The following is a 23,341-nucleotide window of genomic DNA, read 5'->3' on the forward strand; positions in this document are numbered from 1 at the left end:
TTGCCCGATATTCAGGCCGATATAGACGAGGAAATTCACTACCGGCAATATCCTGTGCATCGTCACCGTTACATGGAATCGCCAATCCATGTGACGGTGGTTTGCTCTACCACGCGTGTTAGTAATCAGCAATCGTTGCCCGGGTTAGACCTACCGTCTTGAATGGCCCGGAAATATATTTCCGCTCTTCAGGACCGATAGACAGGACGAGTTGAATCGAGCCGCCCGGATAGCTTTTCGTGCCTGGTTGAACTGACTTCCTGGCTGCTGCTGCTGAGATTCGAGGTTGAAACTTCGCGAAACCCCAATATGCGTTGAGCTGCCGCCCCTCGGGTAGGTGCAGAACCCAGGAATTCTCAAGATCACCCCAATCATTCGATATCGCCCACCGATGTCGAATTTCCCGGATCAAGCGGTCGACTTGTCGATTTTCAAGTGCTTCAAGTATTTCAGAGCCATACATCCAGTACTTGCCAAACGCGCCGTACTCCTGAATGGTCGAACTTGAAAACCTGACAAGCGTAATTGGCCCGTCAAGAACGGTGTGACGGACAACACTAAGAAAGCTTCGCTCTTCTTGCTCGCCAAGATCGAAGAACCCCATACTGTCACCCCTGATGATCAGACGTTTGAGTTCGGCGACTTCCGTCGGTATTCCGTTGGAACCACAAAGGGACTTCACATCCGTTGGCACAGGGCCGTTGAGGCTGCAATAGCATTCTCCGTCGACCCACTGGGATATCAACAGGCTTCATCGGGTGTGAACGTCTGCTTCGTCGACATTGGAAGTACCCAGGTGTCACGATCCGGTTAACTAAATGTTCATGTGTTTCATTGCAGTTCGATACGTCGCGCGGCCCAACATTGCATCCTCACAACACCGCGCAAGGAACTGACGACATGAAACCCTTCTGGAGCAAATCCGCAGTGGCACTTTGCGTGCTGCTGGCAAGCGGCGTGGCGTCGGCAGCCAGCAAGCTGACGCCGGCCGAATGCAACGACTATCCTTTCCAGCCGTTGAGCAAACCGGTCACGCATGCTCAACTGATGCAAGAACTCAGCGAACTGGAATCGGTCGGCTACGATCCGTCGGCTGGCGACGAAAGCTACTATCCATCGGACATCCAGTTGGCGCAAGCGCGTCTCAGGTTGAAATATCGTGCCGATTGTCTCGGCGAGAACGTGAAGGTGCCCACGACACGGATTGAATCGAGCAGTGACCTCTTGGAGTAGCGTGCCGCCGGTCGCCGTCAGGGGCAAACCTTCAGTTCCCGCGGTTAGCCGGCGGCATATGCCGAACCCATTGATATCCCTTCTTGATCATCGCGTGAGCGAGGCAGGGATTCCGCAGCCGTCGATTACGGATCGGGCAAACCGTCGACCGGGCGAGCGTTCGTTTGCGGGATTGCACCAAGCGGGTAACTCCTCATATTACTAGAACATTACGCTTTCTATACTGGCTCACCGATTAACAGTCAGACTCCCTAAGAACGGTTAAGTCGGCGCGCCCGAGAGCCACGACGCCGTTCTCGGGCATAAAAGAGACATGCTACGGAGACAGTCATGGGAATTCGCTTGAAGAGCGTAGTGGGTGCGCTCGCGCTTTGTGCCCTCGCCAATGTCGGCTACGCGGCCGATCCGATCAAGATCGGTGTCGACGGGCCTTTCACCGGCGGGTCGTCTTCAATGGGTGTCAGCATGCGCGACGGCGTGCGCCTCGCCACCGCTGAAATCAACAAGGCAGGCGGCGTGCTCGGGCGCCAGATCGTGCTGGTGGAACGCGACGACGAAGCGAAGAACGAACGCGGCGTGCAGATCGCGCAAGAACTGATCAACAAGGAAAAAGTTGTCGCGGTGGTGGGCTACATCAACACCGGCGTCGCGCTCGCCTCGCAGCGCTTCTTCCAGGAAGCCAAAATCCCCGTTTTCAATAACGTCGCGACCGGCAGTATCGTGACAAAGCAGTTCACCGATCAGCCCGATAACTACGTCTTCCGCAACGCCGCCGCTGACCGCATCCAGGCGCCGATGATCGTCGAGGAAGCCGTCACCAGACGCGGCTTCAAGAAGGTCGCGATTCTCGCCGACTCGACCAATTACGGCCAGCTCGGCCGCGAAGACCTCGAAAAAGCGCTCTCCGCCAAAGGCGTGAAGCCGGTCGCCGTCGAAAAATTCAATATCAAGGACGTGGACATGACCGCGCAGTTGCTCAAGGCGAAAGAGGCCGGCGCGGAAGCGGTGCTGACCTACGGCATTGGGCCTGAACTCGCGCAGATCGCCAACGGCATGGCCAAGCTCGGCTGGAAAGTGCCGCTGATCGGCAGCTGGACACTCTCGATGGCTAACTACATCGACAATGCCAGCACCAACGGCGAAGGCGCGCGCATGCCGCAGACCTTCATTCAGGAAGCGAACACGCCGAAGCGCAAGGCGTTCATCGATGCCTACCTGAAAGAGTTCAAGCCGAAGAACAACCGCATCGATTCGCCGGTGTCCGCCGCTCAAGGCTACGACTCGATTTACCTGCTGGCTGCCGCGATCACCCAGGCCGGCTCGACGGACGGTCCGAAAGTGCGCGCCGCGCTCGAAAACCTCAACAGCAAGGTGGAAGGCGTCGTGATGGTTTATGACAAGCCATTCACGCACGACGACCACGAAGCGATCAGCCCGAACGTGCCGGTGGTCGGTGAGGTCAAGGGCGGTCGCGTGGTCTACGCGTACGACGCCGACAAGAAAGGCGGCAGCCAGTTGCGCACGAAGCAGGCGACGAACTGAGCGCGGCAATAAGCACAACAACAGGTACAAGACTCGCGCAGTGCAAGCGCAGCGTGATGTCCGTGAGCCGCGCCCGCCTGACGGCGGGGGCGGCTTCGCGTTATATGCGGTGAACCCTCGGGCGATCGAACATGGCCATTCTTCTGCAGCTCATCTATAGCGGCATTGCGCTCGGCATGATCTACGCCGTGATCGCATTCGGCTATCAACTTACGTTCGCCACATCCGGCACGCTTAACTTCGGCCAGGGCGACGCGCTGATGCTCGGCGCGCTGGTCGGCCTCACGCTCGTCACGCTCGGCGTCAATTACTGGCTGATGATTCCGATCGTTTGCGTGTTCGGCCTGGTGCAGGGCGCATTCGTCGAACGGATCGGGGTGCGGCCTGCGATCAGGATCAAATCCGAATTCGGCTGGATCATGTCGACGATCGCGCTCGGCATCATCTTCAAGAACGTCGCGGAAAACGTCTGGGGCCGCGACGATCTGCGCTTTCCTTCGCCGCTGCCGGAAGCGCCGATCAAGGTGTTCGGCGCCAATGTGCTGCCGATGGAACTGCTGGTGGTAGGGGGTGCCCTCGTGATGATGCTGGCGGTCGAGTTTTTCAACCGCAAGACGATCTTCGGTAAAGCGGTGGTCGCTACCGCGAACGACCGCGACGCCGCCGCGCTGATGGGCATCAACACCGGCCTCGTGATCACGTTTTCGTATGCGCTTTCTTCGCTGACCGCCGCCTTTGCCGGCGTGCTGATCGCGCCGCTCACACTGACCGGCGCGACGATGGGCGCCGTGCTCGGGCTGAAGGCGTTCGCGGTGGCGATCATCGGCGGCTTGTCGAGCGGGTTGGGGATCGTGGTCGGCGGCGTGATCCTCGGCATTGCCGAGACCACGACCGGGTTCTACATTTCGACCGGCTATAAAGACGTGCCGGGGCTCGTGCTGCTGCTGATCGTGCTTGCATTGAAACCTGCCGGGCTGTTCGGCAAGACCTCGATCAAGAAAGTATGAGGACCGCGCCGTGAACCTGAAAAAGCTCATTGCGGCGGTACTCGCGCTGGTCGTGCTGGCGGTGTTTCCGGTGTTGTCGGGAAACCCGTATTACATCCATCTGGTCGAGACCATCATGATCTACGCGATCCTGCTGTTCGGTCTCGACATCGTCGTCGGCTATACGGGCCAGGTGTCGCTCGGACATGCCGGACTGTTCGGCGTGGGCGCTTATACGGCGGGGGTGCTGTTTTTCAAGCTAGGCATGCCGTTCTTCGTCACCGCGCCGCTCGCGATCCTCGTGACGGCCGGCTTCGGCGCGATTCTCGCGTTACCGGCATTGCGCGTGTCCGGCCCGTATCTCGCGATGGTGACGCTCGCGTTCGGCACGATCCTCCAGATTCTCATCAACGAGATGGATTTTCTGACCAACGGGCCGATGGGCGTGAAGATTCCGAAGCCGTCGATCGGCGGGAGGCCGATGAACGAGGTCGAATATTACTGGCTCGTCGCGGCGCTGCTGGTGGTGTCGCTGATCGTCGTGCATCGTGTGCTGAAGTCGCATCTGGGCCGCGCGTTCGAGGCGCTGCGCGACAGTCCGATCGCGTCGGATTGCATGGGCGTTTCCGTGTACCGCTACAAGGTGTACGCGTTTGTGATCAGCGCGGGCTTCGCGGGGCTCGCCGGTTGTCTGTACTCGTATTCGGAGCAGTACATTTCGCCGAACACGTATAACTTCGAACTGACCATCCTGTTCCTGCTCGCGATCATCATGGGCGGGCGCAAGACGCGCACCGGCGCGTTGCTCGGCTCGGCGATCATCGTGCTGCTGCCGAAACTGCTCGACGATATCGACATGTTCCGCATTGTCGCCTCGGTGCTGGCGGCGGTCGTCGTGATCGGCGCGGGTGTGGCGCTGGCGCGCAAGGTATCGGCGCCGCGCAAGGTCGCGATTCCGGTACTCGGCACGGTGGGCCTCGCTGCGTTCTCATATCGGATCGATACGCTCGCCGACTGGCGGCTTACGATCTTCGGGCTGATGATTCTGCTGGTGGTGTATTACCTGCAGGACGGCGTGGTCGGATTCGTGCGCAAGATCGTAACCCACGGCCGGGTTCGCACGGTGAGCGTCGATACGACGAAACCGGCGGTGATCGGCGGTGACGCAATTCAGGCGGTGCATGCGGGCGGCGCGACCGGGAACATCCTTGAACTGCGCGGTATTCTGATGCAATTCAGCGGACTGAAGGCACTCAACAACGTCGACCTGATTGTGCAGCGTGGGACGATTCACGGCTTGATCGGACCGAACGGCTCCGGCAAGAGCACGATGATGAACGTGCTCACCGGCATCTACGTGCCGAACGCCGGGACGCTCGAGTATCGCGGCCAGTCGCTCGCGGGGAAGACGTCGTCGCAGATCGCTTTGTCGGGTATCGCGCGCACGTTCCAGAACGTCCAGCTGTTCGGCGAAATGACCGCGCTCGAGAACGTACTGGTCGGTCTGCATCACACGTTCAGGACGAACCTCGCCGAGGTGGGATTGAGGTCGGCGCGCTACAGGCGCGAAGAGCACGCCGCCCGTGAGCGTGGGTTCGGCATGCTGCGTTTCGTGGGGCTGGAAAACGTCGCCGGGGAAGAAGCGCGCAACCTGCCGTACGGCAAGCAGCGGCTGCTCGAAATTGCGCGTGCGCTCGCGCTCGACCCGCAACTGCTGCTGCTCGACGAACCCGCCGCGGGGCTCACCGCGCCGGATATCAAGGAGCTCGTCGCGATCATCCGCAAGGTGCGCGATCACGGCATTACCGTGGTGCTGATCGAGCATCACATGGACGTGGTGATGAGCGTGTGCGACCGCGTCTCCGTGCTGGACTTCGGGCAGAAGATCGCCGAAGGCAAGCCCGCCGACATCCAGTCGAACGAGAAAGTTATCGAGGCCTATCTCGGCGGCCAGGCTGCCGGGCAAGCTGCGTGAAGACGCTCACGTTTCCCACAGGAACAGACATGCTATCGATCAAAAATCTGCATGCGGGTTACGGCAAGGTCAAAGTGCTGCATGGCATTTCGATCGACGTGCCGAAGGCGTCGGTCGTCACGTTGATTGGCTCGAACGGCGCGGGCAAGACCACGACGATGCGCGCGATCTCCGGCATGATTCGCCCCACTGGCGGCGAGATCACGATGGGCGTGGGCAGCGAAGCGAAGCGTATCGACGCGCTGGATTCGCACCGCATCGCGCGGCTCGGGCTCGCGCATTCACCGGAAGGCCGGCGCGTGTTCGCGACGATGAGCGTCACCGACAATCTGCTTCTCGGCGCTTTCCCGCGTCTCACCTGGGCGAGGCCGCGCGGCGATGTGAATGCGGATCTGGAGCGAGCGATCGAACTGTTTCCACGGCTGAAGGAGCGCCGGCATCAACTGGCCGGCACGCTCTCCGGCGGCGAGCAGCAGATGCTGGCGATGGCGCGCGCGGTGATGCTGAATCCGGATATCGTGCTGCTCGACGAACCGTCGATGGGGCTCGCGCCGATTCTCGTCGAGGAAGTGTTTCGGATTATCGGCAATCTGAAGAGCGAAGGTGTGACGATGCTGCTGGTTGAGCAGTTTGCAGCGGCAGCGCTGAATGTGGCTGATTATGGGTACGTGCTGGAGAATGGCCGGATCGCGGCGCATGGTCCAGCGGCGCAGTTGCGTAATGATCCTTCGGTCAAGGCGGCTTATCTAGGGGCGAGTCATTGAGGGGAGGGCTGTGCGGGCGCCGCCATGTTGGCCGCCGCCAATGTCGCGAGTTCGACCTGCTCCACAAATGACTCGAGCGTGATGCCCGCCATGATGTGAATCGGGGCATTGCCGACAAAACTTTGCGTACGCAGCCATGGCATCTCGCCACGATTGAATTCGTTGGCGCTGCGCTCCTTGCCGTCGTAGCCGGGATCGGGCGGATACAGCGGATCATCGAAGGCTACGGTCAGGATCTGCTCGGGCTGTCGGCATAAGGGGGGCCGGCATGCTGTTCATAAGGCACGCGTTCCCAGCCATCGCCCCATTGCTGGTCGAGCGCCAAACGCGTGAAATAGGCCCAGGGCGCGCGCACGAAGCAGAGTCCGTACGCATGGCGCACGTCGTCAAGATTGGCAATCATTCCCACAGTAGCACCTCATGCTGGTGGCAGTGCCGACAACGCTCCCGGGTTGTCGTCTCCGCCGAAGATGCCGTCCTCCGGCTCTGTGTTCTCGTTGTCGACACATTGCACATGCCAATGGCCCGTGATCAGCGATCTGCCCGCATCCGAGCACCACTGTGCGCGTCCGGTTTCGCCCTCGAATGGTCCAGAAGCGGCGTTCAGATCGAACCCTTCGAGTACGCAGCAGGGCGTCGCATCGTGCGGTCCGCAGACGAGCGTGTTGGCAGTTCCCAGAATCACTTCACAGCTCGGCATCTTCTCCGACAGCCGCGACGGGGGAGTTGACACTTCTTTACTGGCAGGTAGGTCGCCGGATCCAGGCCGAAGTTCTCGGAGGCGAGCGTGCCGGGTATGGCCAGCAGGTCATTGCCTCGCTGGCGCGCCGATAATAATCCAACCATGCCATGTGGCGAAACGTTTCTGGAGGACGGCGCGATGACATGCCGCGTTCATCCGATGTCTGGGCAACGCGAAGTGCTGCCGGATCGGGCCAAAACATGAGAGAAACGCTTACGCGCGACGCGCATCGCGAAAGCCGCACATCCGACGCTCGCGCCTGCGGACCTGACAGAGCCGGCAAAAACGGGCGCTACGTACCCAGGCCTTAGAAGGCTGGGAAAGTGTGACATGCACTCCAATGCCGGAGCGCTTTACAGTTTAAATTAGTTATCCTTCCATCATGCATGTTCGGCCGCTCGCCAACCGATACTTTGACAGTATCATTTTTTTTACTTCACGCTGCGCCACAGCCATTCGTTCAAAGTGCGCGTGCCGCCAACACATCGCTGATATGCGGCTCCGCCAGGGCCCGGGTGACTGTCTGGCTGGCAGCGATGACCTCGGGCGCCAAGGCGGCAAACGCGGGCTCATCAAGGTCTAGCGTGGACACCGCCAGAACGAGGCTGCCTACCACGTCGCGCTGTCGGTTAAAAAGAGGCGCGCCGATCGCGGCGATCCCGGTATGAAACTCGCTCACGGTGCGCACGTAGCCCATTGCACGGATGTCCCGCAGCGTGTTGCGAAAACTCTCCCAGTCGTCCCCAAGGGCAGCCCTCTGAATGACTTCGCGGTGCTTGGCGAACAGACTTTTCAATTGATGCGTTGGCAGCCACGCCAAAATGGCTTTGGCGGCCGCACCGGTAAACAGAGGCCGACTCTGGCCGCGATCAAACAAATTCTCAAGGTTTTCGCTATTCAACTGGCGTTGAACGCATACCACGGAATCGCCGAACAACTCGCATAACAAAGTGCTAAAGCCGGTCTTGTGCGCGAGGCGTCGAATCACCGGCGTGCCGGCGACATAGATCGGATCCGAAACGCGATGCGTGCGATCCAGATCGAGGATGCGCGGGCCAAGCGCATAGGAGCCGTTGGCCACCCGGGTCAGAAAACCCGCCTCGTGCAGAGCCTTGATATACCGGTAGCCAGTCGACGCAGGGCAGGCCATGTGCTCAATCAAGGCATCCGACGGCCACACTGGCATGTCGGGTGTGAAAAGATCGAGCAAGGAAAGAAGACGGGCGAGGCCACTCATGGGCGAATACGGTTGGTCATGAAGAGTCGGGGAATGTGAGGTTCCGATGAACCTCCATTATGAACGACTCGCGCCACATTCCCCTTGGGGGCCGTCCGGGGGTTTCGCTTAGGCACGCCACGTCATGGCCAGCGTACCGGCCACGTATAAGCCCAAGAACTGCGTCACGGCCAAGACATGGCACCCGGTGACATCGCAGATTTCGTCAAGTGAATTCGGGGCGGGCAATGAACGCTTCCGACGGCTTGCACGGACTTGCACTCTCCCGAGAAGGTTGATAAAGTTTCTCACATGTAGAGAATCTTTATTATTCGTATTTTCACCTTGTTTGGGTGTGACGCTTATCGGGGGGCGCTGTGTCAAACGAACTCAATGCAATCGTGCGCAACAACTTGAAGGAGAAAATGCGCGAGGGAGGTGTCGCGTCGTCGATGATGGTCCGGTTGGTGCGCACCGTCGAAATCGCCAGAATCGCGAAGACCGCCGGTTTCGACTCGTTCTATGTCGACCTGGAGCACAGCAGCATCACGCTGGACGCATGCGCGCAAATCTGCATGACGGCTCTCGAAATCGGCATCGCGCCGCTCGTTCGGGTACCGGCCAAAACACCGGAATACATCTCGCGGGTATTGGATGGCGGGGCGCAAGGCATCATCGCGCCGCACATTCTCTCGGCTGAGGATGCACGGCGGGTCGTGTCATATGCCAAGTTCGCGCCGTTGGGCGAGCGTTCGGCCAACTCCGGACTGCCCCATCTGCAGTACCGCAATTTCCCCACTGCCGCGGCCAATGCCGCCTTGAATGACGCCACCATGGTCGTGGTGCAGATAGAAACGGTGAGCGCGCTCGATCAGGTTGACGCGATCGCCGCAGTGGATGGGGTCGACCTGATCCTTGTCGGCACCAACGATCTGATCGCGGATATGGGGATCCCCGGCGAGTACGAGCACCAGAACGTGCGCGACGCCTATGAGCGCGTCATCGCCGCATGCAACAGGCACGGCAAGTTCGCCGGGGTGGGCGGACTCGCATCGCGTCCGCAGCTGATCGCCGATTTTGTCGGCATGGGCGCGCGCTATGTCTCGACCGGCACCGACCTGTCGTTTCTGGTCGCGGCATGCGCACAGCGCGCCAAGATGGTCCAGGACCTCGCCATTCCCAATCCGCTTTGACGGCATCCCATTCCGGTGGCGCGGCCCCCGTGTCTTTCAAAACATCGAATCGAGGTTAACGTATGGGCATGACCATTACCGAGAAAATCCTGGCGCGTGCGGCTGGCAAAGCTACCGTGAAGCCCGGCGATTTTCTCGATTGCAAGGTCGACCAGGTTTCGACCATGGATGTGCAGGGCAAATTGGTACTCAACACGCTGAAAAAGCTCGGCGTCACCGAGGTACCGCGGCCCGAGCGGTTTGCCATCATGCTGGATCATCAGAGCCCGGCAAGTAATATCGCGATTGCGGAGACGCACGCCGACATCCGAGCCGCTGCACGCGAGCTCAAAGTGACAGATATCAACGACGTCGGCACCGGCATCATGCACGTCGTGATGCCGGAGAAAGGCCTGATCCTGCCGGGCGAACTGATCGTGATGAACGAGTCGCATACGCCCACGGGCGGCGCGCTCGGTGCGGCCGTCATCGGTGTCGGGCAGACCGATGCGGCAGTGGCCGTCGCGCTGGGCGAGACCTGGCTGATGGTGCCGGAGACGATACGCATCGAATTGCGCGGCCGCCTGGGGCCCCGGGTGACGGCCAAGGACATCGCGCTGACCTTGATGAACGTGCTCGGCTATGAGAAGAAGGCCGTCTACAAGACGATCGAGATCGGCGGCGAGGCGCTGGCGTCCATTGCGATGGACGGCCGTTTTACGCTTACCAATTTCTGTTCCGACATGGGCGCCAAATCGGCCATCATCGAGCCGGACGCGGTCAGTCTCGGTTACGTTGAAGCGCGCGCGCAGCGTCCCTTCACCCCCGTGTATAGCGATCGAGATTGTCGCTATCTGGAAACCATGGAAGTGGACCTCGGCGCGATTGAACCGCTGGTGGCGTGTCCCCACGCGATCGACAACATCCACCCGGTCGGCGAGGTGGCGGGCACACCGATTCAGCAAGCTGTCATCGGTACCTGCACCAACGGTCGCTTCGACGATATCGCCGCCGCGGCCGACATGTTAGTCGGACGCAAGATCGCACCCGGCGTGCGCTTCCTGGTGATTCCGGCGTCGAGAGAGGTATGGCAGCGCGCGCTCAACTCGGGCGCGGTCAGCGCCCTGACCGACGCGGGTGCACTGTTCTTCCCGCCGGGCTGCGGTCCATGCATGGGCGAGCACAGCGGCGTCCTGAGCCGGGGCGAAACCTGTATCAGTTCCGGGAACAGAAATATGCTGGGCCGCATGGGCAGCAAAGAATCGTTCGTCTATCTGTCATCGGCCGAAACCGTCGCGGCCTCGGCGTTGCGCGGCGTCATCACCGACCCCCGCACGCTCTAGAGCAGTCCAGAGGAGATCATATGGAAACTCAAATCACGGGCTCCGCGTTTGTGGTCGGCGACGATGTCAAGGCACTCGACATCATGCCGGTGCGCTTCAAAAGCTCGAATGCGCTCGACAGCCAATCCCTCGCGCTGGCCAGCTTCGCCGACATGTATCCGGAATTCGCCGCCGCGGCGCTTGCAGGACAGTATCAAATCGTTGTGGCCGGCAAGAATTTCGGCGGCGGCGGGAAATCAATCGAGGGGCCGATTTTTGCGCTCCGCGGCTCCGGTATCCGCGTGGTGATCGCCGATTCATTCGCGCGCTATTTCCTGCGGAACGCAATCAACAACGCCTTGCCGATTCTCGTATGTCCAGGCATTTCCACGAGTGTGAGTTCCGGGCATCGTCTCAATGTCGACCTGCGAAGCGCCGCAATTGTCGACCAGACCAGCGGGGCAACGTTTACCGCGACGCCCTTGTCGGCCAGCGCGCTGGAGATCATGGCAAGCGGCGGACTGGTGCCATACGCGAAGAGAAAAATCGCCGACAGACAACAGCACACCGACCCGGACCCTCCCATGTAACACGTACCCCGCGGAAGCGGACGGTAGAGCTTTTCCGACAAAAACACCCTGGAGGGGGCAATGGAGACGATTCAGAACCTGGCCGTGCCAAACGCATCGGCCGAACACGCAACCACAGCGCGGTGGCAGGGCCTTGGTCTGGTATTCATGCTGAGCCTGATCGCCTATATCGATCGTTCCAACATCGCCGTCAGCACCTCATCCATCCTCGAGACGATGAAGCTGACACCGGTACAGATGGGGTTGATCACCAGCGCATTCTCGGCGGCTTATGCGGCGTTGCAGATCCCGGGCGCGTTGCTGATTCGGCGGATCGGTACGCGCCTGGGCGTGACCCTGGTCGTGCTGGCCTGGTCGATCTTCACGATACTGACCGGCTACGCGGGCGGCTTTCTTTCGTTGCTTGTGATACGCGCGGGTTTCGGCTTTAGCGAAGCGCCACTGTTTCCGGCGCTGAATCAGTACAACCTGCACTGGTTTCCGGTACGCGAGCGCGGTATTGCGAATGGCGTCAAAACGGCCGGCACCTATGGCGCCTCGATCGTTACGCCGCCAGTAGCGGTCTGGATCCTGCAGTCTTTTGGCCTGAAATGGATATTCATCGTCAGCGGCTTGCTAGGTATCGTCGCGGCAGTACTCTGGTATAGGTCGACGCGCAATCATCCGGCCGAACATAAGGGCGTCAACCGGGCCGAACTGGACTACATTCTCGCGGGAGTCGATGGACAGGTGAAGCGCGACGCAGTGCCGTGGCGCGCGCTATTCCGGTCGCGCTCATTCTGGGGCGTCGGGCTGACCTTCTTCTTTGCCTTGTATGTGATCCAGTTCTATCTCTACTGGATGCCGTTCTTTCTCGAAAAGCATCTGCACATGAGCTTGCACGCGATGGGCTATGCCGCATCGATACCTTGGGTTTTCATATTTGTTTCGGCGCTGTCGGTCGGTCGCTTTTCCGATGCCTTGTTCCGCAAAGGCGGCTCCTTGTACCTGGCGCGCAACGTCGTGATCATGGCCGGCTTCTTGTTGGCGGCCATTTTTCTGTATATCGGTACATTGCTCGACAACCCGTGGGCCGTCGTGCTGATGACGAGCTTCGGCTTGGGGTTTGCAGGCTTTGCTGGGGTCCTGCCGTGGGCGCTGTCGACCGACATCGGCGGTGCATATACCGGCATCGTGTCCGCGTGGATGAATATGTGGGGGTTCGCCGCGGCCACCATCATGCCGACGGTGAGCGCGCTGATCGGCACGCGCATCGGTTGGGGCTACACGATATATACGCTGATCGCCGCGGCAGTGTTAGGGATACTTGCGACCCTGCTGATTCGTCCGTCCCAGAAAATCAGCTGAATCGAAAGCGGCCAATTCGTGTCCTGGGAAAACCGCGGCACTCAACGTTCGAGACGCCGGGCGCTTCCGGATATGCCAAGCCAGATCATGGACAGCGTGCCGACTACGCACAAACCCAGGAGTGGCGTGAGGGCCAGGACAAAACTCCCGGTGACATCACGGATCGCGCCGATCGACCATGATGCAAAAAAGCCGCTCAGGTTGGCCAGGGCGCTGATTTGTGCAATTCCGACAGCCGCCACCGGCGGTGGTAGCCATTCGGTCGCCATCGACCAGAATGGTCCCTTGCATGCATAGGTGCCGACCATGACCACTGTCAGCAGCGTGACCACCGGCCACAGGGCATGTACCAGCAGCATGCCGACGAAACCCACGACCACCATGATCATCGGAACCGCGTTATGCCAGATGCGTTCGCCACGTCGATCCGAACTGCGTGCCCAGAAAATCATCGCGAGGGAGGCTGCGACGTAGGGAATTGCGCTGACCAGCCCGGTCTGCAAATAGTCGAGCCCGAGCGAGTTGATGATCAGCGGTTGCCAGATTGCCAGCGCGGTACTCGCGGTTGTGGTGGCGGCGGAAATCAACGTCAGCAGCAACACGCGGCGGTCACCGAGCGTGGTCCACAGGCTGGGCTTATGCGTCAGCAGCAAGCTACGCGCGCGGGCTTCCTGCTCGAGCGTGTGGGACAGCCATGCGCGTCCTTGGGGCGGCAGCCATTTGGCGAGGCTGGGCTGATCCGTCAGCCAGAATAGTGCGGCCACACCGAGTGCGACAGTTGGTACGGCCTCAGCCAGAAACAGCCACTGCCAGCCGTGCAGGCCGGCAATGCCATCCGTCTGCAGCAACATGCCGGCAAGCGGCGAGCCGAGCGCATTCGCCACCGGAATTGAAACCATGAAGATGCCGATCATGCGCGCTCGGTAGCGCGTCGGAAACCAGTAGGTCAGGTAAAGAATTACGCCGGGAAAGAAGCCGGCTTCCGCGGCGCCGAGCAAAAAGCGCAGGACCAGAAACGATCTGGGGCCGGCGACAAACGCCATCGCACCCGCCACGATGCCCCAACTGATCATCACCCGGGCAATCCAGCGCCGCGCACCGAAACGCTCCAGTGCCACGTTGCTCGGAATTTCGCAGAAGAAATAGGAGATAAAGAAGATGCCGCCCGCAAGTCCGAACAGGGTATGCGATAGCCCGATATCGGCGTTCATCTGCAGGCTGGCGAAACCAATATTGCCCCGGTCTATCACTGATGCCAGATAAGAAACGATCAGGAAAGGCATCAGCCTCCACTGCACGCGGCGCATGGTTTGCGCTTCCAATGTCGCGGCTTCGGACATCGCCTGTGCGGCAGAAGAAGTGCTCATTGGATCTCGCGCGCGAGCAGTGCGCTAACCTGGATCGACGAAAAGAGGGGCTTGGCGGCACTGGCGGACAGCGCTCGCAGGACCTCGAGCGTCGGCAACTGCGAACATGCGACAAACACGGCATCGCAATCGGTCTGTAGGGCGATGCGCGTGCGTTCGGCCACCTGGGCCGAACCGATCGCAGCCAGTTCATCGACGTTTTTGGCTTTGAAACTGGACAGTGAGGCGACCTGGATATCGTATGCCCCGAGAAATGCCGTGAGCCGATCGTTGACCGCGTCGAGGTACGGCGTGACCAACGCAACGCGCTTTACGGCATGCCGGCTCAGCGTGCGGACCATCGCTTGCGCCGTCGTAATGGTGGGCAAGCCGGTGCATTCCGCGATCGCCGAGCCAATCGCCGTATCGGCTGCGGGACCTGCGATAAAACCCGCCGCGGTACAGCCATACACAATCACATCGAGCGCGTCGCGGTCGAACGATTTGGCCAGATCGAGCGCAACCGCCCGGTAGGCGGGCAGCGTATCGGCATCCAGCATGGCGGCGCCGCGCGCAATTCGCAAGGTCTGGCAGGTTGAGCCTGCCGGCAACCATGCCAGCAGTTCGCTTTCCATGGTGCTGTTGTTGGCCGGCACCATCAGGCCCACACGTAGTGGTCGATCGAAACTCATAGGTACGCTCTCAGGATATGTGTTTCCGGTTCCGCAAATCTGTTCGGGATGAAATTTGCGAGTGGCTGTGCGGCTGTGCGGCGTCGGGCATGGTTGCCATCACGACAGTTATGGCACGTCTTCCTTGCTAGAACCAACGCGCTTTCGACTGCAACCGCCCGATCATCGCCACGGCCACGACTCCCATCGCACAGAACACCGCGATAGGCAGGATCGCCAGTGGGTAACTACCGGTCGATTGGCGGATCGCGCCAATCAGGTAGGAGGCAAAGAAGCCCGGCAGGCTTCCCAGTGCATTGATTTGCGCAATGCCGGCGGCGGCGACGGTGGCCGGTACCGATTCGGTCGCCAGCGCCCAGAACGGTCCCTTGCAGGCATAGGTGCCGACCATGACCAGCACGAACAGAATCACGGTCGCGATGAGGCTCGAGAAGTACAGCGTACCGATCATGCCGATCACGGCTAACGTCATCGGTATGACGTTGAACCAGATGCGCTCGCCATGACGGTCTGACATGCGCCCCCAGAGAATCATGGCCAGCGCGGCGGCACCGTACGGCAACGCGGTCAGCAGACCGGCATTGAAATAGCTGACGCCAAAGGAGCGGATAATCAGCGGCTGCCAGAAGCCCAGCACGGTACTGACGGTGACGGTGCTGCCGCACACGAGCGTCAGCATGAGTACCCGCCAGTCGGACAGCACTTTCCACAGCGAGACTTTGGGTGGTGCGTGTCGCCGGTTCTCATCACCGGCGAGTCGAGTGACCAGCCAGTCGCGCTGCTCGGCGCTCAGCCAGCGTGCTTGTGCGGGGCTATCGGTCAGCCAATAGAGTGCGAAGATGCCGAGCAGGATCGGCGGGACGGCTTCGATCACGAATAGCCATTGCCAGCCGCGCAGACCCATCAGTCCGCCCATGTTGAGCAAGGCGCCCGAAATGGGCGAGCCAAGCAATCCCGCGGCCGGGACGGACAGGACGAACCAGGCCATGACGCGGCTGCGGTAGGCGCTCGGGAACCAGTTCGTCAGGTAATAGATCGCCCCCGGCAAAAAGCCGGCTTCGGCGACGCCAAGAATAAAGCGCGCTGTAAAAAAAGTTTTCGGCCCGATGACCAGCGCGCTTGCTCCCGCCACCAGTCCCCACGACACCATGATGCGCGACAGCCAGCGACGCGCGCCGAAGCGCTCGAGCGCGAGGTTGCTTGGCACCTCGCAGATGAAATACGACACGAAGAAAATGCCGCCAGCGAGCCCGAACATGCTTTGGCTCAAGCCGACGTCATGACTCATCTGCATAGCGGCAAAGCCGATATTGGTACGGTCGATGACTGAGACCAGATAGGCAATCAGCAAAAACGGCACCAGGCGTTTCGATACCTTGCGCATCGTTTCGACTTCCAGCGCGCTAATTACCGATGAGGACGCGCCTGTGCAGCCGTTCGATGCAGGTTGAGTTCGGGGTGCCAGATTCGATTGCATAGCGGCCTCTCAGGAATCAAAGGATTCAGAAGCCGTACAACGTGGCAGGGTTGTCGACCAGCACCTTTTGACGGAGCGCCGGATCCGGTAGCCAGCGCGCAAGCAGGTTGAAGAGAACCACCGTATCGTTTTCAGCGAATGACAGGTGCGGATAATCCGAGCCCCAGATCAGTCGATCGGGAGCCGCCTGCGACAGCGTCTGGACTAGCGGCGCGATATCGTCGAAACCCGGTTGTGTCGAAATGCGATAGGTGCCAGTCAGCTTCACCCAGCAGCGTCCTTCGCCATGTTTGAGCAGATCGACCAGCCCAGTGAAGCCGGCGGTCGTGATGCCGTCGCGCGCGAGGTTCATGCCGAGGTGGGCAACGCTGAAATTGCTGCGCAGACCTTTCATGTCTGGCAGCAATTCAGCGGTCAGCCAGCCGGGCAACAGGAAATCGAGCGACCAGCCAAGTTCGCTGCAACGGGCGTCGAGTCGCGCGATGCGGCGACGCATCGTCTCGGAGAAACCGGGTACTAACGGTTTGATCGGATTGACATTGATGCGCACGCCACGCACGCCAAGCGCATTCAGACGGGCAAATTCACTGTCGTTGGCGTTTTCGTCGATGTCGACGATACCGCGCCGTACCGCTGGATCCAGGCTTTGCATGGCGTCCAGCATGCAGGTGTTGTCGCGGCCGTACGCACTGGGTTGGACCAACACCATGCGCTGGATCCCCAGGGCCGCTGCCAGTTCGAGATAGTCATCGATCTGTGCCACCGGTGGGGTATAGCGCAATTGCTCGGCCGGATAGGGGTAACGATCAGGTGTACCGAATACGTGGAAATGGGTATCGCACGCCAGCGAGGGCGTTTCAAAAGCGACTTGGGTCGAGCTGTGGTGCATCGGGCGGGTTTCGTCGGAAAGAGGGCGATGAAGGCGGCGAACGCATCTAAGGGCTGACACCAAGTTGCATTCGCCACGTAAGCGTAAATAAACTTTCTCATATACAGAGAAGTTTTATAACAAGGGTTTTCCCCATATTCCAGTCGGAGCAAGTCCGGCAAATTGATGATTGCAAGGTCAATCAGGTTTCGACCGTCGATTGCAGTTGTTAAGGCTTGTTCGACGCCTGCCCTTGTCCGCTGCCGCGAGAACGCACGACGACGTATGCGGGCAGTCGTTGGACAAGGCTCGAGGGAGGAAGCCGCGGAGTGGACCGACGCGACGTGAGCTCTGAGCGGCTATGGGGATTGAATTGATCTCACGATCCGCCGTGCGACGCGATGCTCAGACGAAACCGGATCTGGATGGGCTCAGACGTGGCCTCGACAGTTCTGGTGCAAACAGCCGGCAAAGCCGAGACTCCTTAGTCCGAGAGTGCGGAGATTGAACTAACCCTTGCAGATGCGGTGCATCAACTCGATGCCTGAAATCGTGGTCTTCGCACACCTGAATCGTTTGAATCTGGGCATCACGTTCGTTCTGGACTTGATGTTTCGATGATCCTGTTCGATCACGTTATTCAGATACTTCGAGGAGCGCACTTGTGTTCCCTCAGGCAGCAGAGCGTCAGCGATCGTCTCGCGCACGGCGCGGTGCGAGGCGGCATACCCATCGAGTGATCGTCTCCGGTGGCGGCCCCTGATGTTTGATGGCCTTGCCAGCGTTCGCGTCGCAGCGCATCGGCAGCCGCCTGGCGCACCTTAGCTCGTACTTCTGTCCGCGTAGACTTTTGTGAGGAAGGCACCGATTACGCGATTCTGGAAATCCACTTCCGGCTGCGTTGCTCCGGCAGCGGAAAAATGACCCGACGGCCAGCGTGGTTCGATCGATTCAAATTGCGCGCCCTGGATGTAGCGTGCGGCTTCTAGTGCCTCCGGTTCCGGGTTGAGCAGATCGCCGACCCCGGCGAGAATCAGCGTGCGCGCCCGGATCGACCGTAACGCCTGATAGTAGTCGCCGTTCAGACCTGGTGTGGTGCCGATATCGTGCGCATCGTAGGCCCAGGTCTGGTAAACCCAGTTACGTGCATCGAAATTCTTCCACCCGTCATCTTCGGTCTTAAGAAGCCACGGCTCGACGTCGTCGCTTTTCGGCATCGTGTTCTTGAGTAGTTCCGGCGTGCGAGTGATCAGTGCCATCGTACCGGCCCACAGACGCATTCCCGTTTGCGGAGGTTGTTTGTAATTTCCGTCATCCCACGCAGGATCAGACATGATCTCCTGTCGCGTGAGATCGAGCACGGCTTTGGTCCACGCCGGCGTGCGTGCCAGAGGAACGATTGGAACCAGCGCGTCCATCATATCGGGATGACTGACGCCCCACTGCAGAGTTTGCATGCCGCCCATCGAAGCGCCAATTACTGCGACCAGATGCGCAATGCCGAATTTGCGTGTAACAAGTCGGTATTGCGATTCGACCATATCGCGAATCAAGAAGTGGGGGAACGACATGCCGGCCTGGGTGAGGCTATTGGACGGCGAGGTTGTCAGCCCATTGCCGATAGCGTCAGTCGTGATGATGAAATACTTATTGGTATCAAGTGCCTTGCCTGGACCGATCAGGTAATCGAGCCGATGGTGGTTCCCGCCAATCGCAGTGACCATAAGGATGGCGTTTGACTTCTCGGCATTCAGGGTGCCATGCGTCGCGTACGAAATCGAAAAATCCTTGATGACCTGCCCACTTTCAAGCGGCAGGTTTCCTTCAAAATACGTCTGCGCAGCTCCGCCGGTAGCCGGTTCCTGCGCTTGTGCCGCGGCGGCAAAGCCTAGCACTGTGGCGATAACCGCCAGCCCATGTGTCACACGTCCCATTCGTAAATCACCCATTCGTTGAAGTGGCAGGAGTTTGCCCAATGCGTGTCGAGGCTGCAAGCATCCGTGCCACCAAGTCCTCCGGGTACAGCGGTGTGGAAGCCAACGGGCTAACCGTCCAACTCTTTCATCCGGCGTTCAAGCTCGGCAATATCCTTCGAAGCTGCGAGCTGTTCATCAGAGTGGGTCTGCTGGGTATTTTTCAGCCACCGGTCGAGGCGTTCTGATAGGAGAGTGAAAGAATACGTACACCCGATTCGGTTGAAGGCAATTTAAGATTTCGCCAGTTAGCGGAAAGGCTTTGCCGTTGTACATGCAGAAGGTCTTCTCGCGCTGCGCGGTATTTCCTGATCGTAGATAGCTATCCGACGGCGTTTCCTTGAGATCAGTATGTGATGCGGGCGACTCTCATTCAAGCGCGTGGATGCACTAAAGCATGCCAAACGTACAGCGTTTCATGCCGCCCCGTGCGACCGATTCCTTTTGTGTTCGTTGCGGATGTACGCCGGGATGCGCTGCTCGAACGGCGACCACGGTCATGGTCTCGGCCCCTGCATGCTGCGCAACGCGAGCTACGATTTCAACGATGACGTGCCGTCGCTGGGCGCGACTTACTGGCTGCGCCTCACTGGCTGCGCCTCACTGGCTGCGCCTCACTGAATCGTTCTCGACGCCCGACTGTAATTGATTTTTTGCGGGGACTCGCAGTGTCTGCGGTCTGTGGGCCGACAAACGATATTCTGGATTGGCGGGCGCTCGTGCCCATCCACTCCCGCTGCAAGTCCCCTAAGGCATTTACGTTTCTTTCAGCTTTTATCGGCAATCGGTAGCGCTGCATCTCGACCTGCGTGCTCCGAAGGCGCCGCTCGCTTCAGTGTGGCGACGAACGGCATATCCGGTTTCATGATAAAAGTCAGCAGTACACCGCAGGCCATCACGCCGATGGATAGTAGAAAGGTGACATTCCAATTCCCCAGTCTGTCGATCAGATAGCCCGCCACAACCGGGCTGACGATCGCTGCCGTGAAGCCCGTTCCGCTCATGATGCCGCTGGCCGTACCCGAGCGGTCATAAGCGATGTCCATCGGAATAGCCCACATTGGCCCGATATTCATTTCGTTGAAGAACATCGCCGCGGCCAGAAAAATCAGCGAATACATCGGTTCGTGGATCAGCACCACCGGGATCAGCGACAAGCCGGTCATGGTCATGCAGAACGCTACCAGGACGCTGCGCGCGAGCTTCAGATTGCCGGTGCGTCGAAGCAGCTTATCGCTGATGAGGCCGCCGATCAGATCGCCGAACACCCCGGCGACGAATACCCCTGACGTGAAAATGACCGCCTTCTTGATGTTCAGATGGAAGCTATGCATGAAGTAGAGCGGCATCCAGTCGAGCATCAGCCAGAGGATCCAGTTGTAGCAAAAATACACGGCGGAGACAGGCAGCAGGCGACGATAGAGACGCGCCCAGGTACCGGGCACTTCCACCGGACGAACTCTCGGCGGTGGCAGGCTCTCAATTTCGTCGGGGGTGATGCGCGGATGATCCGCCGGTTTTTCGGTGTAGGTCACGTACCACAGGACCAGCCAGCCGAAACTCAGCGCGCCGAGCAGGTAGAAGGCGAATCGCCAGTCGAACGCAGTCATCAGCGCCAGCACCAGCATCGGCGCCACCGCATTGCCGAGCCGCGCCGACGAGTGAGTGATACCTTGGGCCATGCCGCGCTTGTCCTTCCTCACCCACGACGCCATGGCGCTGGTGGAAGCGGGGAAGGTGGCGCCTTCGCCCAGGCCCAGCAGCAGCCGCGCCGCGACGAGCGTTGCGAAGCCGCCGGCGAGGCCCGTCAGCGTGGTCGCCACTGCCCAGATGAAGGCACAGGCGATCAGTGTGCGCTTGGCGCCGAAGCGATCGCTGACCCAGCCGCCGACGAACTGGAATATCACGTACGGGTACGCGAAAGCCGAGAAAATGAAGCCGAGCTGCGTGTTGCTCAGCCCGAGTTCGGACTTGAATTGCCCGGCTGCGGTGCTGATGTTGACACGGTCGACGTAGGTGATGAGGTACATCAGGCACAACATCAGCAGGACGGTAGTGGTCGCCTTGAGCTGTATTCGTTTCATGTCTCACTCCACATTGTTCGTTGTTATTTTTTCGACGAGCCCGAGGTAAAGGCGACCACGGCGTCCTTGAAACGGGCGCTGCCGTATACCTCTTCGATCAGATCTTCGTCGTCGAGCCGCTGTTCGACGACGATGCGGCGCAGGCTTTCCTTCACGGCCTTCTGCGTGACCGGTGAAAGCGCCATGAGCCGTTGCGCGAGCGTATGGGCGGCGTCTTGCAGTGTGTCTTGCGAGCACACGTCATAGACATAGCCGCACGCTAGCGCTTCTTGCGCGGTGAGGTATTCGGCGAGCAGCAACATCTTCTTGACCTGCGGCACGCCGAGCGCCGCATACAACCGTGCGATGTTGCGCGACGACAGCGTGTTGGAGAGCGTCTTCGCGATCGGCGCGCCGAAGCGCGAGCCGTCGCTACAGAGCCGGAAATCGCAGGCCGTTGCCAGTGCCAGGCCGCCGCCGACGGCCCACCCGTCGATCACGGCAACCGTGGGCACCGCAATGCGTTCGACCGTGTCGATCACCCGCTCGACGAAGTCCTCGTAGGCCACGCCATCGCGGCCGGTGCGGAAGTCTCTGAAGTACGCGATGTCTGTGCCTGACATGAACGACTTGCCGCCCGTGCCCCGGAACAGGACGCAGCGCACACCGCTGTCCTTTGCGCACTCAGCGATCAGCGTCAACAGCGACTCGTACATATCGAGCGTCATTGCGTTATGCCGCTCTGGGCGGTCGATCACGATCTCCGCTACGCCCGGCTGATGGATCGTGAGAGTGACGAGTTCGTTCATGGCGCCGTCCCGTCGATCTCGGCGAAGATCTCGTCGTTGTGCTCGCCCAACAGCGGCGGATGACGACGCACCGTCTGCGGCGTGCCCAGCATCTTGACGGGAAAGCCAATGTTCTTGACCTTGCCTTCGTTCGGATGATCGATCTCCATGCACATGCGACGGTGCGTGGCGTGCTCGCTCTCGAACGCTTCGGGATAGGACAGGATCGGGCCGGCCGGAATGCCGGCGGCGAGCATCGCGTCGACCCAGACGGCGCTGTTGCGCTTAGCGAATTCCTGCTCCAGGGCTTCGATCAGCGCCTCGCGATTCTTCAGTCGTAGCGACACGCTCGCATAGTCGGCGTGAGCGACCAGGTCCGGGCGCTCCAGCAGTTCGCACAGCTTCGTCCAGAGCTTCTGATTGGTGGCGCCCATTACGAAGTACCCGTCTCGCGCCCTCACGGCCTGATAGGGTGCGCTCATCTTGTTACTGGTGCCGAGGGGCGTCGGCGGCACGCCCGTGCCCCAGTATTCCGACATGTCCCAGATTGAGAAGGCCATGACCGAATCGAACAGCGACGCGTCGATGTGCTGGCCCTCGCCGGTTTTCTGCGCGCCAATGTAGGCGGACAAGAGGCCGTAGACCGCGAACAGCGCGCAGCCGATGTCTGCCACTGGCACCCCGGCCTTGACGGGTTGGCCGTCCTTGTAGCCGGTCACACTCATCACGCCGGACATGGCCTGTGCCATGAGGTCGAACCCGGGCCTCGACGCCCATGGCCCGCTTTGCCCGAAGCCGGAGATACTGACGTACACAATCTTCGGATTGATCGCCTTGATCGACTCGTAGTCGATGCGCAGACGCTGCACCACGCCCGGACGGTAGTTTTCGACGATCACGTCGGCGGTCCTGGCGAGCTTGTAGAAGAACTCGCGCCCTTCGTCGCTCTTGAGGTCGAGCGTCAGCGAGCGCTTATTGCGGTTCATGTTCAGGAAGCCCATGCTGTCGGGCCCTTTCATCTTGAAGCCCATCGCGCCGCGGGTCTGATCGCCTTCGGGCGGCTCCACCTTGATTACGTCCGCGCCCATATCGGCCAGCAGCATGCAGGCGAACGGGCCCGCCATGACCTGGCTGACGTCCAGCACGCGGATGCCTTGCAGCGGCAGATGCTTCGATTCGGTCATCCCGAGTCTCCTCTGTAGAAAGTGTGAGTGAGCCCGCTTAGCCATGCAGGGCATGGCCAGC

25 protein-coding genes and 2 pseudogenes are annotated in these 23,341 nt (G+C 60.2%); 12 read left to right on the forward strand and 15 right to left on the reverse strand.

Features of this window, described 5'->3' with window-relative positions; genetic code table 11:
* Positions 1-118: 118 nt before the first annotated feature.
* Positions 119-604 carry a hypothetical protein gene (locus tag PQR53_RS22195; protein ID WP_408458420.1) on the reverse strand — a complete coding sequence of 162 codons (486 nt, stop codon included), beginning with the start codon at positions 602-604 and terminating at the stop codon, positions 119-121.
* Positions 605-900: 296 nt separating this feature from the next.
* Between PQR53_RS22195 and PQR53_RS22200 the strand changes: the two genes are divergently transcribed.
* From PQR53_RS22200 to PQR53_RS22220, 5 genes are all read left to right on the forward strand, one after another.
* Complete coding sequence (locus tag PQR53_RS22200; protein WP_408458423.1) at positions 901-1,233, forward strand: DUF4148 domain-containing protein; 333 nt, start codon at positions 901-903, stop codon at positions 1,231-1,233.
* A gap of 330 nt (positions 1,234-1,563) precedes the next feature.
* Positions 1,564-2,775, forward strand: a complete 1,212-nt coding sequence (locus PQR53_RS22205; RefSeq protein ID WP_408458425.1) for an ABC transporter substrate-binding protein — start codon at positions 1,564-1,566, stop codon at positions 2,773-2,775.
* A gap of 131 nt (positions 2,776-2,906) precedes the next feature.
* On the forward strand, positions 2,907-3,782 hold the full coding sequence (locus PQR53_RS22210; protein ID WP_179731989.1) for a branched-chain amino acid ABC transporter permease: 876 nt from the start codon (positions 2,907-2,909) through the stop codon (positions 3,780-3,782).
* A 10-nt stretch (positions 3,783-3,792) separates the two neighbouring features.
* Entirely contained in the window at positions 3,793-5,736 is a 1,944-nt protein-coding gene (locus tag PQR53_RS22215) for a branched-chain amino acid ABC transporter ATP-binding protein/permease (protein WP_408458428.1), read from the forward strand.
* A 29-nt stretch (positions 5,737-5,765) separates the two neighbouring features.
* Entirely contained in the window at positions 5,766-6,500 is a 735-nt protein-coding gene (locus PQR53_RS22220) for an ABC transporter ATP-binding protein (protein WP_408458431.1), read from the forward strand.
* On the opposite strand, the gene PQR53_RS22225 is transcribed toward PQR53_RS22220, so the two are convergent.
* The 3 genes from PQR53_RS22225 to PQR53_RS22235 form a co-directional block, all read right to left on the reverse strand.
* A complete protein-coding gene (locus PQR53_RS22225) occupies positions 6,494-6,643 on the reverse strand; it encodes a hypothetical protein (RefSeq protein WP_408458434.1) in 150 nt (49 codons plus the stop codon). The genes PQR53_RS22220 and PQR53_RS22225 overlap by 7 nt on opposite strands.
* Positions 6,644-6,729: 86 nt before the next feature.
* A complete protein-coding gene (locus PQR53_RS22230) occupies positions 6,730-6,903 on the reverse strand; it encodes a hypothetical protein (RefSeq protein ID WP_408458437.1) in 174 nt (57 codons plus the stop codon).
* A 15-nt stretch (positions 6,904-6,918) separates the two neighbouring features.
* A complete protein-coding gene (locus PQR53_RS22235) occupies positions 6,919-7,200 on the reverse strand; it encodes a DUF3564 family protein (protein WP_408458440.1) in 282 nt (93 codons plus the stop codon).
* 17 nt (positions 7,201-7,217) lie between these two features.
* On the opposite strand from PQR53_RS22235, the pseudogene PQR53_RS22240 reads away from it, so the two are divergent.
* Positions 7,218-7,331, forward strand: a pseudogene (locus tag PQR53_RS22240) (DUF1016 N-terminal domain-containing protein); the annotation flags it as partial.
* Here the strand turns inward: PQR53_RS22240 and PQR53_RS22245 are convergent.
* Both PQR53_RS22245 and PQR53_RS22250 read right to left on the reverse strand, forming a co-directional pair.
* Positions 7,309-7,506 (reverse strand): annotated as a pseudogene (locus tag PQR53_RS22245) (IS6 family transposase); the annotation flags it as partial. The pseudogenes PQR53_RS22240 and PQR53_RS22245 sit on opposite strands and share 23 nt — an antisense overlap.
* Before the next feature lie 196 nt (positions 7,507-7,702).
* The gene (locus PQR53_RS22250; RefSeq protein ID WP_408458443.1) at positions 7,703-8,479 is read right to left on the reverse strand and encodes an IclR family transcriptional regulator; all 777 of its coding nucleotides are present in this window, start codon (positions 8,477-8,479) and stop codon (positions 7,703-7,705) included.
* 356 nt (positions 8,480-8,835) lie between these two features.
* Here PQR53_RS22250 and PQR53_RS22255 point away from each other — a divergent pair, with 356 nt between their 5' ends.
* The 4 genes from PQR53_RS22255 to PQR53_RS22270 all read left to right on the forward strand — a co-directional run bounded on the left by PQR53_RS22255 (position 8,836) and on the right by PQR53_RS22270 (position 12,889).
* A complete protein-coding gene (locus PQR53_RS22255) occupies positions 8,836-9,651 on the forward strand; it encodes an HpcH/HpaI aldolase family protein (protein ID WP_408458445.1) in 816 nt (271 codons plus the stop codon).
* Positions 9,652-9,713: 62 nt separating this feature from the next.
* Positions 9,714-10,973 (forward strand): 3-isopropylmalate dehydratase large subunit, encoded by a 1,260-nt coding sequence (locus tag PQR53_RS22260; RefSeq protein WP_408458448.1) that lies wholly within the window; start codon positions 9,714-9,716, stop codon positions 10,971-10,973.
* A gap of 20 nt (positions 10,974-10,993) precedes the next feature.
* Positions 10,994-11,542, forward strand: coding sequence for a LeuD/DmdB family oxidoreductase small subunit (locus tag PQR53_RS22265; protein ID WP_408458451.1), 549 nt, complete (start codon positions 10,994-10,996; stop codon positions 11,540-11,542).
* A 60-nt stretch (positions 11,543-11,602) separates the two neighbouring features.
* Positions 11,603-12,889, forward strand: a complete 1,287-nt coding sequence (locus PQR53_RS22270) for an MFS transporter (protein WP_408458454.1) — start codon at positions 11,603-11,605, stop codon at positions 12,887-12,889.
* Between the two features lie 41 nt (positions 12,890-12,930).
* On the opposite strand, the gene PQR53_RS22275 is transcribed toward PQR53_RS22270, so the two are convergent.
* The 6 genes from PQR53_RS22275 to PQR53_RS22300 form a co-directional block, all read right to left on the reverse strand.
* Positions 12,931-14,256, reverse strand: a complete 1,326-nt coding sequence (locus tag PQR53_RS22275; RefSeq protein WP_408458456.1) for an MFS transporter — start codon at positions 14,254-14,256, stop codon at positions 12,931-12,933.
* Complete coding sequence (locus tag PQR53_RS22280; protein WP_408458459.1) at positions 14,253-14,927, reverse strand: maleate cis-trans isomerase family protein; 675 nt, start codon at positions 14,925-14,927, stop codon at positions 14,253-14,255. The genes PQR53_RS22275 and PQR53_RS22280 overlap by 4 nt, the downstream gene beginning before the upstream one ends.
* Before the next feature lie 127 nt (positions 14,928-15,054).
* Positions 15,055-16,404, reverse strand: coding sequence for an MFS transporter (locus PQR53_RS22285; RefSeq protein ID WP_408458461.1), 1,350 nt, complete (start codon positions 16,402-16,404; stop codon positions 15,055-15,057).
* Between the two features lie 25 nt (positions 16,405-16,429).
* Positions 16,430-17,293, reverse strand: coding sequence for an amidohydrolase family protein (locus PQR53_RS22290; protein WP_408458464.1), 864 nt, complete (start codon positions 17,291-17,293; stop codon positions 16,430-16,432).
* 488 nt (positions 17,294-17,781) lie between these two features.
* The gene (locus PQR53_RS22295; RefSeq protein ID WP_408458466.1) at positions 17,782-17,979 is read right to left on the reverse strand and encodes a DDE-type integrase/transposase/recombinase; all 198 of its coding nucleotides are present in this window, start codon (positions 17,977-17,979) and stop codon (positions 17,782-17,784) included.
* A gap of 114 nt (positions 17,980-18,093) precedes the next feature.
* Entirely contained in the window at positions 18,094-19,206 is a 1,113-nt protein-coding gene (locus PQR53_RS22300) for an alpha/beta fold hydrolase (protein ID WP_408458469.1), read from the reverse strand.
* 41 nt (positions 19,207-19,247) lie between these two features.
* Here PQR53_RS22300 and PQR53_RS22305 point away from each other — a divergent pair, with 41 nt between their 5' ends.
* Both PQR53_RS22305 and PQR53_RS22310 read left to right on the forward strand, forming a co-directional pair.
* Positions 19,248-19,433: a hypothetical protein gene (locus PQR53_RS22305; protein WP_408458472.1), complete on the forward strand. Its 186-nt coding sequence runs from the start codon at positions 19,248-19,250 to the stop codon at positions 19,431-19,433.
* 283 nt (positions 19,434-19,716) lie between these two features.
* A complete protein-coding gene (locus PQR53_RS22310; protein WP_408458575.1) occupies positions 19,717-19,866 on the forward strand; it encodes a hypothetical protein in 150 nt (49 codons plus the stop codon).
* Positions 19,867-20,012: 146 nt separating this feature from the next.
* Here the strand turns inward: PQR53_RS22310 and PQR53_RS22315 are convergent, their stop codons facing one another.
* From PQR53_RS22315 to PQR53_RS22325, 3 genes are read right to left on the reverse strand one after another with little or no spacing between them, the layout of a single operon-like run.
* Complete coding sequence (locus tag PQR53_RS22315; protein WP_408458474.1) at positions 20,013-21,329, reverse strand: MFS transporter; 1,317 nt, start codon at positions 21,327-21,329, stop codon at positions 20,013-20,015.
* A gap of 23 nt (positions 21,330-21,352) precedes the next feature.
* Positions 21,353-22,117, reverse strand: coding sequence for an enoyl-CoA hydratase (locus tag PQR53_RS22320; RefSeq protein ID WP_408458477.1), 765 nt, complete (start codon positions 22,115-22,117; stop codon positions 21,353-21,355).
* Positions 22,114-23,280: a CaiB/BaiF CoA transferase family protein gene (locus PQR53_RS22325; protein ID WP_408458480.1), complete on the reverse strand. Its 1,167-nt coding sequence runs from the start codon at positions 23,278-23,280 to the stop codon at positions 22,114-22,116. The genes PQR53_RS22320 and PQR53_RS22325 overlap by 4 nt, the downstream gene beginning before the upstream one ends.
* Positions 23,281-23,341 lie beyond the last annotated feature (61 nt).

The sequence above is a fragment of the Paraburkholderia fungorum genome, from assembly GCF_046027605.1.
GTDB classification, from domain to species: domain Bacteria; phylum Pseudomonadota; class Gammaproteobacteria; order Burkholderiales; family Burkholderiaceae; genus Paraburkholderia; species Paraburkholderia fungorum_F.